Below are 14,773 nucleotides of genomic sequence, written 5' to 3' on the forward strand. Positions count from 1 at the left end.
CCGCGGGCGCGATCCGCTCGGCCTTGGCCTTGCCGTGGGCGGCCAGGGCGGTGACGGTCTTGTCCCTTTGTGCTTCCAGGCGGGCCAGGGCGGCCGCGGTCTTTTTGATGTCGTCGCGCAGCGTGCGCAGCTCAGTGAGGCCATCGGTGTAGGTCTGTGCATCCATCGTGGTTCCTCGTGGGCGGCTTGGTCAGCTGGCGGTGGTGTCGGGGGTGATGTAGGCGATCGCACCGCCGGAGTGGGAGTCCAGGCGGGTGCCGAGCAGCAGGGTGGCCAGGGCGCGGTCGTCGTGTCGGGCGGAGGTCAGTTCCATCGTGGGGGCGGCGAGGTCGGTGATGTAGCCGGCCAGGCGGGCGTCGGGGAAGGCGTAGCGGCCCTGGTCGTTGCGCTGCCAGGTGTCCAGGCCGGTCAGGACGGCGACGACGTAGCCGGACAGGGTGACGGGCAGCAGGCCTGCGGCGGCGATGCTGGCGGGGTCGCAGCGCCACCAGCCGTGCAGGCTCTTGAGGAGGGGGCCGGCACCGAGGTGGGGGGCGTAGCCGATCCAGGTGCGGTCGTTTTCGTCGACGCGGCGTGCCGCGTCGACGCGCAGGACGGCGATCTCCCGGGCGTTGAGGTGGTGCAGCGGGGCATGCGGGCGCTGCTGGAGGGCCTGGACGACGTCGAGAGGGATCATGACGCGGACGCCGCGGCGGGAGAGGCCGGGCAGGACATCGGCGCGGATGAGGCGGCGCAGGGTGGTGATGGCGCAGTCCAGTTCGGCGGCGGCCTGCCCCGTGGTCAACAGCACGGCCATGTCTGCCTCCCGGTGGTGTGTGGTGCCGCAGCAGGACGCTAGCGGCACCACACCCACTATTGCAAGCCTGCTCAGATATCTGATCAGGCTTGCAATAGTGTCAGAGGGCGTTGAGGCGGGCTTGGTCCGCGGCGGGGCCGACTGCTCCGATCTTCAACAGCCGGGCGTCGACGGCCTGTTCACTGCGGCCGAACTCGGCGCTGAGTTCGGGGGTCAGTACGCCGTCGGCGCAGCGCCGGGCCAGCTGCCGCTCCTCTTCGTCGTTCCAGCGGGTGTGGGAGTTGGGGTGGGTCTGGCGGCGTTGCTGCATGGCGTCGGAGAGGGGCCGGCTGGCGGGGGCGGTGCGGTCGGATCCGGGCTTCCGGATCAGTCCCTGGCGTGTGAGTTCTTCGTAGATGGCGCCGTGGGGACAGCCGAACTCCGCGGCGAGGATGGTGAAGTCGCGTTCCTGGCGGAAGCGGGCGGCGAGCCGGGCGCTGTCCGCGGGTGCCCACCCGCCGCCCTGGCGGGGCGGCGGGATGGCGGCGGGGGTGGTGCGGGTGCGGGAGGCGGCGTCCAGGAGGCGGGCCAGGGGCGCGAGGTCGTCAGTGGTGACAGCGCCGCAGAGTTCCCCTTGGATGTCTCCCCGCTCGCCGCTGATGGTGAGTTCCAGGGTGAGTTGTCCGTTGTCGCAGCGGGTGCCGGTCAGGACGTAGCGGCGGCCGCCTTCGGTGAAGGCGGACTCCAGGCAGGGCGCCGGAGTCGGGGTGGGCGGCGTGTCGGATGGTACGGGCAGGGGGCGGTACCCATCGGGGAGGCAAGGAGGGTGTGGATGTGCCAGGTGGCCCGGAAGCTGCCGCCGGTGTCGAGTTGGTAGGTGACGGGGCCGGCCTCCAGGTCGGTGACGCCGTACAGGACGGTCAGCCGCTGGCCGGCGAAGGGACTGGTTGCGTCGGGGGTTCCGGGCACGGGCTGGTAGGTGAGGATGCCGCGGCCGGGCTCGTCGGCGGGGTCGAGGAGGGGGGCGTCGGGGTCGCCATGCCAGTGTCCGCTGCGGTCTTGGAAGGCGTAGATGACGGTCATGGGCGGGCTCCTTAACTCAGTAGTGGAACTGGATGAGGTGCAGGTCGCTGATGGTCACAGCGGCCTGCTGCTGGTCGGCGGGCAGGGCGCGGAAGAAGTGGTCGAGGATCTGCTGATGCGCACGGCGGCGGACATCCGGCTGCCAAGTGCGGTAGATCTCGCGCTCGATGAGGGTGGCCTGGGCGGGCGTGAGGTCGCCGATCTCGCCCTGGGCCCACCGGGTGAGGGCGTGGGGATAGGCGAACAGGCGCGGCGCCAGGACGCTGGGGCTGGTCTGGCTCAGCAGGTGGCGCAGGCGCGTGGCGGGGCGCTTGGGGGGTTGTCGGGTCCAGTGCCGGGCGTCGGCGAGGTCGAGCGCGTGGGCGACGGAGGTGTTCAGCAGCGGCACGGTGGGGGTGGTCTCCTGCCGGGGGTTACCGGGGTCGGCTCTGGTCGTTGTCCGTGGTGAAGGGGCCAGGCGGGGGCCCGGGCCGGGGATGCGGGAGGCGGGCATGGGCCAGGAGGCGGTGCCGAAGCTGGTGGGGTTGGAGCCGGTGCCGGGTGAGGCGGCGGCTTCCTTCGTCCGGCGGCTGGCCCACCTCAACGAGCTGCCCGTGAAGGAGGTGCTGCGGGAGGCGGGAGCACACCGGCCGCCTGGGGAGCTGGATCCGTGGGCGCAGGAGGTGTTCCTTGGTGAACAGGCCGCCGCGCGGCTGGCGGTGATGGCCTGGCGCACGCCCCAGGAGCTGTGCCGCGCCCTGCCCACGCTGGCGGCCGCCACCGGTGGCGGCCGCCGCCCGTCGGTGCGGGTGGAGCCCTGGCCCGGGCAGTGGACGCCGCTCGAGCCGTGCGCGGCGTGCCTGACCCGGCACGACGACCTCGTGACACCGGTGGTGCTGGCCGGCGGCGATCCGTGGCAGTTGTGCGTGCGCCACGGCCGTTGGCTGCGCAGCACTGCCGACGGCGGCCCCGCCCAAGTCTCTTTGGCCGGGCTCGAGGATGTGGTGCGGGCGCATCGGCGTCGGGTGCGGCTGCAGCAGCGGGTGGGGCCGTACTCGCGGGCGCTGCTGGCCGATGCGCTGCAGGTGGCTGCGGCCTGGTGGCAGGGCCGCCAGATGGGCTCGGAAACGCTTTGGGCCGACCGGGAGGCGGTGCTGGGCACCGGGCGGCAGCGGTGGGCGGTGCCGCTGGTCGTCTACCCGGAGGCCGTCATCGTCGCCGAGGCCATGGCCGTCTACGAGCGGCAGCGGCACTGGGGCCGGGAGTTCGCAGGCGGTGCACCGGGCTGGGTCTCGAAGCGCTGGATCACCTTCGTGGGCGAGCGGCTGGGCATGCCTGGCCCGATGGAGCACGGCGGCTACCGGATGCTGCGCCAGTGGACGCTGCAGCACCGCATCACCGCACCGGTGGTGGACCGGCTGGCCCAGCCGGCGCCCCCGCCCGGCTACCGGACAGGGCACCTGCCGGTGATGGACCCGCATCACGGACTGCCGGAAGGAGGGGCCCTGGAGGACGCCTCGTGTCTTGACTGGCGGCTGGGCCGGCCGGTGACCGCCGCGGAGTGAGAAGGAGGAGACCGCCCGGGGCCGGCAAGTGACGCCGGGGGCGGACTGGGCACTCACCATGACGGGCAGGTGTCCTTCAGCAGCTGGGCGGGGTTGACGCCCTCGGCGCAGCGGGCCGTGTACCAGTGCAGCGGTCGCACCGCGACGGGAAGGACGTGGCCGGGCGAGATGCCGATCCTGAAGTCGCTGCCGGGAGTGTCGGTGATCTCGGTCAGGTGCGGGGTGCGGGTGGCGTACACGATGTGGCCGCCGGCGACCGCGAGGGGCCAGTAGCCGCTGCGGGAAGTGCGGGCGAGCTTGCGGTGGAGGTTGGTGCGGGCGTTGGCGACGGCTGCGGCATACAGGTCGGGACGCCAGGTGGGCTCCTTCGGACTGGGCCAGGCGGCCAGCGCGGCCTGGTCGGGCCGGGCGGGCGGCTGGGCCAGAGCAGCCAGTGCGTCCTGGCCGGTGGCGTGCAGGGCGTGCAGCAGGGCCCGCTGCACGGGGTCGGCCCGGGGAAGGTCGGCGAGGGCGGCCAGGAGGTCGGGGGCGCCCATGGTGTCGGTGATGCCGAGGCGTTCCAGGACGGCGAGGCGGGCTAGGCGCAGGTGGTCGTACCAGGGGGCCAGGTAGGGGGTGGTCGGGCCGGGGCGCAGCCAGCCCTCGACGGGCGGTGGCAGCTGTGCTGCGCCCACGCGCAGCGCGGCGTAGGCGACGGCCGGAGTGGTGTACCAGGCTGGGCCGGTGCCGGCGAAGGCCGGGGGCAGCATCGGGTGCGGGGAAACGGCGGAGAGATCGACGAGCCAGCTGCCGGGCCGCTTGCGGTCGAAGGGCGGGCGGGGGACGTGTTTGGCCGGCCCGTCGGCGACCTGGATCTCTCTGATGCCGGCGAGGTGGAACAGGTTCACCGCCAGGCACACCACATAGGCGCGGTCGGTTTCGTCGGGGGTGGGCGGCCGCCACCAGTCGATGTCGGTGTCGGCGAGGGCGTCCTGCTCGGAGCGGTGGAGAGCCAGTTGGTGGCCGGGCGGGGCCTCGCAGGGGGCCGGGTCGACCGGCATCGTCAGGGCTCCGCCCACCCCCAGGGTCAGCAGGGCGCCGGTGGCTGTGTGGCGGTGGGCGGGCGGGCGCAGGTCGCGCATGAGCTGGTGTCCGCAGGCGCCCGGGGGGCCCAGCGGGGTGCGCACGAGCGAGGTGTACTGGCCCAGGGCGGCGGCGAGTTCGCCGGGGGTGAGCCGTTCGGGCAGGTTCCAGGCGTCGTGGTGCAGGGCGCCCCAGTCGGTGACGGCGAGGTGGATGCTGTCGCAGGCGGGATCACCGGCGCTGGGGTGCAGCCGCGCCCAGGGGCCCAGGCCGTCGGCGTCGGTCTGCCAGCCGACGGCGCGGGCCTGCTGCAGCAGCGGGTGGTCGCTGCGCGGATGCCGTGCGGGCAGGTCGGGCAGGTTGGCGGGCAGCGCCAGGCGAGCGCGGGCGGTGGATGTGAGCACCAGCAGCGGGCCGGGCGGTAGGGCTTCGCGGCGGACGGGGGCCGCGCCGAGCGGGGTGTTCACGGCCCAACACAGCAGCCCGTGCAGGTCGTCGGCGGGACAGGTCCGGGTGCGGCCGTCGGCGAGGTGGGCGATCAGCCCCGACGGGCCGGCCTCGAGGACGGCCAGGGGACCGTCGGACATGCCCCTGGCCTTGACCGGCGGATAGGCCAGCCGCACCGTGGGGCCGGCCTTGAGCGGCGGCCGCTGCGCCGGTAGTGCAGGGCTGCCGGCCGCGGGTGCAGGGGCGGTCCGGGAGGCGGGCGGGGCCGGCAGGTCCCGGTCGGTGTCGGGTGCGGGGCAGCGGGTGCCCAGGTGCTGGGGGTGGCCGCCGACGCGGTGCTGCGTGGGCTGCCGGCAGCGGCGGCACGGTGCGTGGGCTGCCGCCCGGGTGGGGATCTCGTGCCGGAGGGCGCCCAGCGCGGCCCAGTCGGGTGCCTGGGCCGGCGGGGGTTCCGGCGCGGCAGTGCCTGCCTGCCGGGCCTCCAGGGCAGCCAGCAGATGACCGTAGATGGCCGCGGTGTCGCCGCGCGGCGTGGTGCTGCCCTGTTCCCAGGCGCGGACGGTGTCCTCGCTCACGCCGCAGGCGTCGGCGATCTGGTGCAGGGAGAGTTCGGACTGGCGGCGCAGTCCGCGCCGTTGCGCCGGCACGGGCAGGCCGCCGGGCGGCGGTCCGGGTACTGGGATGGCGTCGAAGTCGAACAGTCCGTCCACGGTTGGGTCGGCTCCCCCACTGGTGCTTGGTCTCGGATGCGGCACTGCCGGTCACAGCAGATGCGCTTGGCAGCGCAGCATGCAGGAATCCGCAAAGGCATGCGTTACACGCAAGAACGTTCCGTTGGCTGTCGACCTGCACGGATGCCGCGGAAGCGGGCCGGAAATCTGCTCCGTTCGGGTGAGGCGCGCACCGGGTGTTGTCCTGCGCCCCCCTTTCCCACCTCCTCGACACGGATTCACCTGGCACAACGGCCGCTTCGTCCGTGTGATCGAACGGCGCGCGCGTGCGGTGCGCGCTCGCTCGTTCGAGGGCGTTCGACCCGGATCGCTTTCCCCGCGCGCAGCGGGCGGTCACGGTGATCGGCATCGCCCCGATCGATCACACGGGCGATATCCGTGCTTTCGCCGTCGTGAGAGGTGGTGTCGTGGCTGAGGTGGTGTGGGCGCAGTTCCTGTCCCCCGCTGGGCGGCTGCTGAAAAGACCCGTGAGCCAGGTCCGTCAGGAGCGGCTGGAGGAGCGGGCCGAGGTGTGGAGACCAAATCGGTACCGGGGCCGGCAGGCGATCGCCACCTGGTGGCGGCCGGCGGGACAGGCCCGGCACGCGGGCTGCGCCACCCTCGGCGCCCTGGAGGCGGCGCTGTCCTTGGAGTTCGATCCGCAGGTGGTGTCGTTCACCAGCTGGCCAGTACGGCTGGGCTGGGCGGACAGCGCAGAAGGGTACGTGCCGGACTTCTTCGCCCGGCTGGCCGACGGGCGCGCACGGCTGCTGGTGCGCCAGACACCGGAGCGTGCCGCAGGCGGCTGGGAGGAGACATCAAGGCTCCTGGACGCGGCCGGCGAGCAGGCCGGCTGGGAGGTGCGGGTGCATCCGGGCGCGGATGACACGGCCGCGGCCGTGAATCGGCAGCGGCTGGCCCGCTACCGGCACACGCGGCTGGCAGACGCGGACACCGCGCGCGTCCTGCACCAGGTGTTCGCCCGGCCGCGCCCGTTCACCGACGGAGTGAAAGCCAGTGCCCTGCCCGAACTGGCCACGGTGGCCCGGGCGTTGCATCTGGTCTGGATGCGCGAACTCCTCATCGACTGGAGCACCCCGTTCGTGCCCGCCCGCTCCCTGGTGTGGTCGCCGCAGGGGGTGCGCTGATGGCAGTGCCCGCACCGGCTCGCCCCGGGGCCGTGACGGTAAGCAGCGCCGTGCACTGGCGCGGCGAGACGTATCTGGTGACCGCGCTGCAGGGCAGCAAAGTCCACCTGCTCAGCCAGCACGCCGACGGCGAGGATGCCGTCGTGCTGCTGGACACGCTGCACCGCTCCCCCGGCTTCCGCGTGCTGGACGCTCCGCACTCGCCGACCACAGACGACGGCCCCGCCCCACCGTCGGCATCCGAGCTCCGGCCCCTCGGCGGCGCGGACCTGCTGGAAGGGCTGTCGAAGCAAGCCCGCCAGGAGGTCGACTTCTGGCTCGACCATGTACTGGAAGTACACACGGGACTGCCCGGATTCGCCGCCCCGGGCACTGCACCGCGCCCCTGCTACGACCCCGGGCGCACCACCCTGCGTGACCGGTATGCGACCAAGGCCGCCGAGCTGCGCGCCGCGCATCACCAAGTGTCGGCGGCCACAGTGGAACGCAAGCGTCTGGCCTGGCTGGAGCAGGGCGTGTGGGGGCTGGTCGACAAGCGGCGGGTGCGCGGCCCCAGTCGGCACGGCCGCGTCGACGAACAGGTCGTCAAGCTGCTGCGCAAGGTGCACAAGCGGCACGAGAAGAAGTCCATCGGGACCAGGTCACGGCTGTTTGAGCTGCTCAGGAGGGCATGCGTGCGGAAGTTCAAGAAGAAGGCGGAGAAGCTGATGCCCTCCCGGGCGACGTTCTACCGGCTGCTGGACCGGCTCGGGATCGTCTGCGGAAAGCAGGCCGCCGCCCGGCGCGGGGACGGCAGCCACCGCCCCGAGCCGCCGTTCACGCTGTCCATGGCCACGACGCCGGGCGAGCAGGTGCAGATCGACACGACCTCGCTGGACGTGCTGGCCCTGGACGAGACCGGACGCGTCGTCTCGCTGGAGTTAACCGCGGCCATCGACGTGGTCAGCCGGTCGGTCCTGGCTGCGGTCATCCGGCCCAAGTCCAGCGGCACCAAGACCGGTTCCACATCCCGCCGTCACGGCGGGCGGGCCACCAAGGCCGTGGACGCCCTGCTGCTGGCCGAGATGTGCACCCCGCAGCCGATGCGCCCGCACTGGTCTCTCGAGGCGGCCGCGAAGGGCTCCGATCTGCCCTACGCGCAGCTGGTGGAGGCCGACGAGCGGATGGAGGGCGCGGCCGCCCGGCCGGTGATCATCCCGGAGATGATCGTCATGGACAACGGGAAAGTGTTCGCCGGGCGGGCCTTCATGGACGCCTGCGCGCAGCTCGGCATCTCCGTACGCCCGGCCTGCGCCAACTCCCCCACCCACAAGGCGATCATCGAGCGGACCTTCGGCTCCTTCAAAACCGGCTTCAGCCAGTTCCTGACCGGCTACACCGGCAAGGACCTCACCCACCGCGCAAGCACGTCGCCAAAGAGCGGCTGTGGCGCATCGACCAGATCAACGACTTCCTGCAGCAGTGGATCGCCCTGGGCTGGCAGCAGCGCCCGCACAGCGAACTACGCAACCCGTTCCTGCCGTCCATGCCGCCGCGCACCCCCAACCAGATGTTCGCCGCCCACGTCGCCAGCAGCGGCTACGTCCCCCTCCGCCTGAGTGCCGAGGACCGGCTGCGGCTGCTGCCCACCGCCTGGGTGCAGGTCACCGACAAGGGCATCCGCCTGAACAACCGCACCTACGACAGCCGCGCCCTGAACGGCTACCGCAACACCCGCTCCGGGTGGCCGGGCAAGGGGCAGCGGTGGCCGGTGCGCTATCACCCCCACCAGCCGGAGAAGGTCTGGCTCGAGGACCGCCGCAACAACACCTGGGCGGAGGCCGACTTCGTCTACCAGCGGCTGATCGGCGATGCCTGGAGCGAACACGTCTGGACCAGGCCACCGCGGCCCACCTGGAGAAGGGCGGCCACACCCGCGACGAGTGGGCCATCGCCCGGCTGGTGCGCTCCCTGCTGGAGCGCGCCGGCCGCGGCCCCTCCCGCACCGCCACGCCGCAGCCGACCCCCGTCGAGCGCGGCATGCACGTCGGGCCGGCGCCGGTCCAGGACCCCTACCGCGGCATCCCCGCCCCCGCCTACCACAGCGTGGCCAGCCTGCCCGTCATGGACATCGACCCGCGCCAGCTGTGCGCGCTGCCGGGCAGCCCGTCGGGCGCACCCCAGCCGGGCGGCGGCCACGGCTCCGCCTCCGCCGAACAGTCCTAGCTCTCTTTCCCCGTCCGTGAGCGGTGGCTGGCGCGGATATCCGCGCCAGCCACCGCCGACTGTCCCCAAGGACACTTACCATGGCTTTCCCCCAAGCCCCTGACGCCGCCGACCGGTACCTGCCGCCGACGACCCACCCGGGCTGGCTGGCCCAGCTCAACCGCGTCATCGAGCCACCCGACCCGGCAGCCTGCCCGCAAACGCAAGACCCCCTCGGGCTCGACGACCCGCGCATCCCCTACCACGCCACCATGCGCATCGTGCAGACACCGGCGCTGAAGAAGGCGGTCGCCGTCGCACGGCGGCTGTGGCTGGTGGGCGGCCCCCGCAGCGAGGGCCCGCTGCACCTGGCCGTCGACGGGCCGGGCGAGACCGGGATGACCACGGTGCTGCGGCAGATCGGCCGGGCCTACGAGGGCATCATCCGCGACCGGCTGCCCGCCGGCCCTAAACGGATCCCGGTCATCCACATCAACACCCCGCTGGCCCCCAGCAGCAGGCTGGACATGTCGGTCCCGTTCGCCGAGTTCCTGGGCCACAAGCACACCAAAGACCCCGAGACCAGCCAGCGCAGCACCGACATGACCGGTCCCGTCTGCCACGTCATGAAGACCCGCGGCACCCGCCTGGTCCTCGTCGACGGCATCGACCGGCTGGACAACTCCGAACTGAAGACGGCCTTCGACTACTTCGGCTACCTCGCCGACGAATGCAACGTGTCCTTCGTCTACGGCGGGGTCGGCTCCCGCGAGATCGTCAACGAGGCACGGCGCGGCAAGCGGCCTGGCCCGCCCGATGGCGGCGCCGGCGGCATCCCCACCCTGGCGGTCAACCCGATCCCCTACAGCGCCGACGACTACGAACTGTTCCACCAGGTCGTCAAGGCTCTCGACGAGGACCTGCGCCTGCACCACCACCGCCCCGGCGACCTGCTCAAGCTTGCCGCCCACCTGCACCGCCGTACCGGCGGCTACATGAAGCCGCTGTCCTACCTCGTGTGCCAGGCCGCGCAGGAGGCCATCGAGACCGGCACCGAGGCCATCACCGAGGAACTGCTGGACAGCCAGCTGGTGGGCCGCTTCGACGACGATCCACTCCAGGCCTGGTGATGGAACGCATACGTCGGCGTGTGCCGCAGCCCGCCAGTGCGGGCGCAGCCGGGCCGGCCGGGCCCGGCTGCTCTTTCCCCGGATGAACCGGCCGGGCGCCGAGGACGCGGTGCCCGGCTGGTGCGGCGTGGTCAAAAGGGCGGCTCGGCGCTGCGATGCGGGCTGGAGAGGGAGACCAGGAGCGAACAATGGAGCCTGCGCAGCAACGCCGCCTGCTTGTCCTGACCGTTACGGGACCAGTCGAGCACCATCAGGCTGGGACCGACGCGGTGGAATCCGGCGGCTTGTACGAGGCGGCTGGCCGGAGAGTCTGTGTCGTCGACATCGGTGGCGACCACCCGGCAGTCCTGGCCGAGGACCTCAAGGGCCTGGCGAGTGAGGATGGCGCCGAGCCCGAAGCCCCGCCACGCCGGGTCCAGTTCCACATTGAGCAGGAGCAGCAGGCCACCATCTTGGCCGACACCCAGCTGGTGAATCGGGCTGTGCGGGTTGTCGACAGCGTCGAAGGCGGCGGCCGCAGTGACGCCGACGCAGAATGGCGCACCGTCGGTGCCGAACAACTGGGGGTCCTGCCTCCAGATGGTCTTCGCCAGCACCAGCTCGCCGACCTGGCCCAAATCGCGTTCGTCCTCTGTCTCCACCCCGTCCGGCAGGCGGTGGTGCACGCCCACATGCCAGTACTGGATGTTGTTGTCGGGGTCCCAGGACGGCAGAGCCTCCGTGGTGCACCTGTAGTCCAACACCAAGTGGTCCGGAGAGCCGGGAAGTTGGAGCGGATCGAGCGGGCCGATCTGGCGGGCGGCGCCGCGGCTGGTCAAGGCTGGCTCCTCTATGGGCCGCACCCCGACATAGCCCAGCAGGCGCCACCTGTCCTCGTTGATCTCGATCTCGTGATCGTCATACTCCCAGTCCTGCGCGCTGTCGGCGTCGGGCAGGTGGAGCCGCACGGCGAAATAGTGTGCATGCTCTGCGGCCGGAATACCGACGGCGAGCGCGGCCTCCATCAGCTGGCGCAAGGCCTGGTCGCGGCTGAAGTGGCCGAGTTCACCGTCCACTTTCAGGCCCGCAGCCACCAGGCAGGTCTCTTCCCTCACCGCCGGCGCGCCGCCTGCCTTCATATGCGGGTCGCACAGAGTGCGGTGCTGGTCGAGTCCGAGGCTGCAGCCGGGCTGCCGGCACAGCTGGTACACCCCGGAGCTGTAGCCGCGGCCCAGCCGGAAGCGCCGGGCACGCCGTGTGGTCTCGGCCAGTAGGGTGCCCTCCTTGTCGTGGCCTTCCAGACGCAGGGATGTGTCTTCCAGTTCGCTGCCGGAGGCGGCCAGCAGGTCGGCCAGGCCGAGGAGGCTGTCGCGGGCCACCGGAACGCCCAGCAGGCTGGAGGTGTAGGTCATGGTGCCGCCTTGGCAGGGATGGGCAGGCGCGTGCAGGGCCTCGTGGAGAAGCTCCCACACGGACACCGCACGGGATACGCCGGGGTCAGGCGCAGGCGGACGGGAGGCAGGCAGGACAGGGACGTTCACTGGGATGGTCCTTCGCGGCGCAGGTGCGGGAACTCAGACGTGCTGCATGTTGGTGCAGGGGCAGTGCGAGCACGGCTCGCCCTGCCCTGCCTCGCCGGGGTGGCACGACCAGTCGTGGCCGCAGGCACACAGGATGCCGCCCTCGGCGGCGGAGAAGGAGCAGATGTTGCAGGCCGCGCTCTCCGGCTGGGGGCTGTCGGGGGAAGAAGTCCGGAGCTGTTCGGGCAGGTGCTCGAGCACTTCCCGCGGCAAGGCGGAGCGGCCCTGGTTGAGGATGATCTCGCACAGCTCGTGCTCGAGCCAGGCCTGGGCTGGATCAGCAGTGTTGGCGATCAGCCAGCTGCGGAATCCGGCCGGTGCGTCGTCCAGGAGTGCCTGCTCCCCCCGGCCGGCGGTCTCCACTACGTGGGCGAGGCGGGTGGCGAGTTCGCCGCCGAGCTCGTAACGGTCGGCGGCGGCCTTGCGTGCGTGCAGAAGCACACTGGTGCCGTGCGGCTGGACGACCAGTTCGTCGGGCAGATCGGTGCCGGATGCCCCGGCCAAGGAATCAGCGTGCCAGGGGCAGACCACGGCCAGACGGCTGGGGCACCACTGCATGAACGTCATCGGGTCGGCGGTCTGGCTGCTCCATCCCCAGTCGACCACGCAGCCGCACGCCTGCTTCAGCGGGGTCCAGGCGATCTGCGCCGTGCGTGCCTTGGCGCTGCGGCGCTGGCTGGCGTCCTGCAGTCCGCGCAGCTTGTGGCGCGGCTTGTTCTTCTTCATACGTCCCATGGATGCCCCCTGCTTCGTCGCGGAGATCACCAGCCCGTGTGGCCAGTGGCGCTCCCCCAGGGCAACGACCGATGACACGAAGAGCAGTGGATGCGATCGCCTTATCGCTACTTCGTGTGATGGTCGAGCATTCACGCGATCCGGTGGGTGGCCCTGTGACGCACTCCCCGGGCAGGATGCGCTTGCCCAGGCAGCCTGGGGCGTCTGCGTGGGGGTGACATCGCGTCAATTCTGCGCTGTGGTGCCGGGTTGACGCTCCAAGGGGAGTCCCCTTCGTCACCACCGGGCGATGCCTTGGCGCCGTGGGTGGTGCTTCGAGGCCGTACGTCGGCAGCGGTGTCGTGGCAGCGGCCTGAAGCGGTGGAGGTGGCCGCGCGGGGCCGGCCGGACGCCACGCCCGCGGAGTCGCGTCTGCTGATCATCCGTGCGGATGAGATGCGCCACCACCCGTCACGTGCGGCGCAGGCCGTTCGTTGGCGCCAGGGCACTCGGCCATGCGGGCCGGGCGGAGGGAGTATGCGCGGTGCGCCGGCGATCTTTCATTATCGAACGTCACGAATTCCAAGTCCAAGGCTCCTGGGTGGGCCAGGTTTTCACCGGCGTGATGACCTTGCTCGTGGGCTGCTCAGGATCCGGCAAGTCGACGGGCTTTGAATCCCTGCTGTACCCGCTGGGACTGAACAGCGGAAAGATCATGCATGCGGTGCGGTCGTGCACCCAGGTCCGGCTGGTCTTCCGGGTCGGCGACACACGGTGGCAGGCGACGCGGCCGGCTGTGCACCGCGGCGGCTATGTGTGCTTCGAGAATCTCAGCGACCCGACGGTCGGCCAGGTACGCCGACCAGTCGCTCGCGAACGCGGCGGCGAGCAGAGCGCCGGCGAGTTCGTCATGGAGTTGCTGGGCATCCCGCTGCTGGGCAGCGGCGGAGGCCGGGTCGGGCTGGCCGAGGTGGAGCGGTGGATGGCGTTGCGGCAATCCACCATCGCCACCGCCTACCTGGGCGGAGGAAGCGACGCGGTCCGCCGGTTGACGGGGCGGGTGCTGCTGGGCCTGCACGACGAGCACATCGACGGCCTCCAGCAGCGGTTCCAGGAGGCCAAGTCGGCCCACGCACAGGCGAAGGCGTCAGCCGCGGCAATGCTCGCGGCGCGCCGTGACGCCGGGCTGCCCGGCCCGATGGACCTGGAGGCGACCGAGCAACTGTGGAGGCAGGAGCACGCGGCCGTGGCCGAGCGGGTGCAGCAGGCTCAGGCGGAGCTGAGCAGGCATCAACGGCACGTAGCCGAGCTGGATAAGCAGCGCGACCAGGCCAGGGCGGCACAGCAGTCGGCGCGCCGCCATACCGGCGCGGTGGAGGAGCGGCTGCGGCAGGCCCAGCGCCATGAGGGCCGTCTGGAAGGCCGCCTGGAGGGGCTCAAGCAGCAGACGTCCGTACCCCAGCACTGCCCGCAGTGCACCCAGGTGCTACAGGTGGACGCCCTCCCCGACGACCATTGCCGGGTATGCAAGCAGCAAGACCGGCTGCACGCCCAGCGGCTGGCTGACCAGGCAACCCGGCTGGCCGAGGCGCAGCAGACGCTCGCCTCGGCGCGGCAGGCCTGCGGGCGGCTGGAGAGCGAGCTGGCACGGGCGCACGAGGCGGAAGGCACGGCCCGCCAGGTAGTGCGGGCGGCCGAGCAGTCGATCAGTGACTTCACGCGTTCCACCCTCGCCCCGTGCCGGACCTCCGCCCTGGCGCACGAGAAGGAGGCCGCTCACCTGGCCGGACGCCTGGAGCAGCTCCAGGAACGCATCAAAGAAGTCGGGGTGCTGGCGGCGCTGGAGGCCGAACGGGACCGCCTGCTGGAAGCGAAGGACCAAGCGCACGAGGTGTGGAAGGAGGCGGAGAAGAAACTCGCCACAGAGCTCAAGCAGTTGGTGGAGCAGTGGTCGCACCATTTCCTCGCCCGGCTCAGGGCCATCAACCCTGACGTGCGGCATGCCCACATCGATCCGGAGACGTTCCTGCCCCACGTGGACGGGCTGGCCTTCGACGACCAGGCGGTAGCCGGCGGCCCGCAGACCCTGGCCAACCTCTGCGCCATGCTGGCCCTGCGCGATCTGGCCCGTGCCGTGCCGACGGTGCTGCTCCCGCTGTTCTTCATGGTCGACTCGCCGCTCAGCGGGCTGGGCGGCCAGGGCCTGGACGGGCAGATGGCCGAGCGGCTCATGGAGCAGCTCGCCGACGCGGCAGCCGTCGCTGATGCGGACGGAACACCGATGCAGATCATCGCCGCGGTCAACGATCCCCTCGCCCACCCGCTCACCGGGGTGCGTGAGATCCGCCTGGACCGCAGCAACCGCTACATCCCCGCCCAGCTGGATGCCGAGGCGGCCTGACCAGCAGGAAGCGTCA

At 71.8% G+C, this 14,773-nt stretch carries 13 protein-coding genes and 1 pseudogene; 7 read left to right on the forward strand and 7 right to left on the reverse strand.

Annotated elements, in window-relative coordinates; genetic code table 11:
• Positions 1–190 precede the first annotated feature (190 nt).
• The 4 genes from ACQEV2_RS41600 to ACQEV2_RS41615 form a co-directional block, all read right to left on the reverse strand.
• Positions 191–796 (reverse strand): helix-turn-helix domain-containing protein, encoded by a 606-nt coding sequence (locus ACQEV2_RS41600; protein WP_433055353.1) that lies wholly within the window; start codon positions 794–796, stop codon positions 191–193.
• 100 nt (positions 797–896) lie between these two features.
• Positions 897–1,106, reverse strand: a complete 210-nt coding sequence (locus ACQEV2_RS41605; RefSeq protein ID WP_433055356.1) for a hypothetical protein — start codon at positions 1,104–1,106, stop codon at positions 897–899.
• Positions 1,107–1,480: 374 nt separating this feature from the next.
• Complete coding sequence (locus ACQEV2_RS41610) at positions 1,481–1,858, reverse strand: hypothetical protein (protein ID WP_433055359.1); 378 nt, start codon at positions 1,856–1,858, stop codon at positions 1,481–1,483.
• Between the two features lie 16 nt (positions 1,859–1,874).
• Positions 1,875–2,246 (reverse strand): hypothetical protein, encoded by a 372-nt coding sequence (locus tag ACQEV2_RS41615; RefSeq protein WP_433055361.1) that lies wholly within the window; start codon positions 2,244–2,246, stop codon positions 1,875–1,877.
• Between the two features lie 103 nt (positions 2,247–2,349).
• On the opposite strand from ACQEV2_RS41615, the gene ACQEV2_RS41620 reads away from it, so the two are divergent.
• Complete coding sequence (locus tag ACQEV2_RS41620) at positions 2,350–3,402, forward strand: hypothetical protein (RefSeq protein ID WP_433055364.1); 1,053 nt, start codon at positions 2,350–2,352, stop codon at positions 3,400–3,402.
• 53 nt (positions 3,403–3,455) lie between these two features.
• On the opposite strand, the gene ACQEV2_RS41625 is transcribed toward ACQEV2_RS41620, so the two are convergent.
• The gene (locus ACQEV2_RS41625) at positions 3,456–5,621 is read right to left on the reverse strand and encodes a helix-turn-helix domain-containing protein (protein ID WP_433055367.1); all 2,166 of its coding nucleotides are present in this window, start codon (positions 5,619–5,621) and stop codon (positions 3,456–3,458) included.
• Positions 5,622–6,049: 428 nt separating this feature from the next.
• Here ACQEV2_RS41625 and ACQEV2_RS41630 point away from each other — a divergent pair, with 428 nt between their 5' ends.
• The 5 genes and pseudogenes from ACQEV2_RS41630 to ACQEV2_RS41650 all read left to right on the forward strand — a co-directional run bounded on the left by ACQEV2_RS41630 (position 6,050) and on the right by ACQEV2_RS41650 (position 10,083).
• The gene (locus ACQEV2_RS41630; protein WP_433055370.1) at positions 6,050–6,769 is read left to right on the forward strand and encodes a hypothetical protein; all 720 of its coding nucleotides are present in this window, start codon (positions 6,050–6,052) and stop codon (positions 6,767–6,769) included.
• 32 nt (positions 6,770–6,801) lie between these two features.
• Positions 6,802–8,367, forward strand: coding sequence for a hypothetical protein (locus ACQEV2_RS41635; protein WP_433055373.1), 1,566 nt, complete (start codon positions 6,802–6,804; stop codon positions 8,365–8,367).
• Positions 8,319–8,561, forward strand: a pseudogene (locus ACQEV2_RS41640) (Mu transposase C-terminal domain-containing protein); the annotation flags it as partial. The gene ACQEV2_RS41635 and the pseudogene ACQEV2_RS41640, both read left to right, overlap by 49 nt.
• Positions 8,562–8,710: 149 nt before the next feature.
• On the forward strand, positions 8,711–8,974 hold the full coding sequence (locus ACQEV2_RS41645; protein WP_433056130.1) for a hypothetical protein: 264 nt from the start codon (positions 8,711–8,713) through the stop codon (positions 8,972–8,974).
• A gap of 80 nt (positions 8,975–9,054) precedes the next feature.
• Complete coding sequence (locus ACQEV2_RS41650; RefSeq protein ID WP_433055376.1) at positions 9,055–10,083, forward strand: TniB family NTP-binding protein; 1,029 nt, start codon at positions 9,055–9,057, stop codon at positions 10,081–10,083.
• Between the two features lie 131 nt (positions 10,084–10,214).
• Here ACQEV2_RS41650 and ACQEV2_RS41655 read toward each other — a convergent pair whose 3' ends face one another.
• Positions 10,215–11,474 (reverse strand): GNAT family N-acetyltransferase, encoded by a 1,260-nt coding sequence (locus tag ACQEV2_RS41655; RefSeq protein WP_433055379.1) that lies wholly within the window; start codon positions 11,472–11,474, stop codon positions 10,215–10,217.
• Positions 11,475–11,636: 162 nt separating this feature from the next.
• Positions 11,637–12,377: a hypothetical protein gene (locus ACQEV2_RS41660; RefSeq protein WP_433055382.1), complete on the reverse strand. Its 741-nt coding sequence runs from the start codon at positions 12,375–12,377 to the stop codon at positions 11,637–11,639.
• Positions 12,378–12,981: 604 nt separating this feature from the next.
• On the opposite strand from ACQEV2_RS41660, the gene ACQEV2_RS41665 reads away from it, so the two are divergent.
• Positions 12,982–14,757 (forward strand): hypothetical protein, encoded by a 1,776-nt coding sequence (locus tag ACQEV2_RS41665; RefSeq protein WP_433055385.1) that lies wholly within the window; start codon positions 12,982–12,984, stop codon positions 14,755–14,757.
• Positions 14,758–14,773 lie beyond the last annotated feature (16 nt).

Source organism: Streptomyces sp. CA-251387 (assembly GCF_050936625.1).
Taxonomy (GTDB): domain Bacteria; phylum Actinomycetota; class Actinomycetes; order Streptomycetales; family Streptomycetaceae; genus Streptomyces.

Excerpts from the sequence above, each read along its gene's own strand:
- ACQEV2_RS41650 (WP_433055376.1), top strand. The coding sequence starts at position 9,055 with ATGGCTTTCCCCCAAGCCCCTGACGCCGCCGACCGGTACCTGCCGCCG.
- ACQEV2_RS41600 (WP_433055353.1), bottom strand. The coding sequence starts at position 796 with ATGGCCGTGCTGTTGACCACGGGGCAGGCCGCCGCCGAACTGGACTGC.
- ACQEV2_RS41655 (WP_433055379.1), bottom strand. The coding sequence starts at position 11,474 with ATGACCTACACCTCCAGCCTGCTGGGCGTTCCGGTGGCCCGCGACAGC.
- ACQEV2_RS41660 (WP_433055382.1), bottom strand. The coding sequence starts at position 12,377 with ATGGGACGTATGAAGAAGAACAAGCCGCGCCACAAGCTGCGCGGACTG.
- ACQEV2_RS41665 (WP_433055385.1), top strand. The coding sequence starts at position 12,982 with ATGACCTTGCTCGTGGGCTGCTCAGGATCCGGCAAGTCGACGGGCTTT.
- ACQEV2_RS41610 (WP_433055359.1), bottom strand. The coding sequence starts at position 1,858 with ATGACCGTCATCTACGCCTTCCAAGACCGCAGCGGACACTGGCATGGC.
- ACQEV2_RS41620 (WP_433055364.1), top strand. The coding sequence starts at position 2,350 with ATGGGCCAGGAGGCGGTGCCGAAGCTGGTGGGGTTGGAGCCGGTGCCG.
- ACQEV2_RS41605 (WP_433055356.1), bottom strand. The coding sequence starts at position 1,106 with ATGCAGCAACGCCGCCAGACCCACCCCAACTCCCACACCCGCTGGAAC.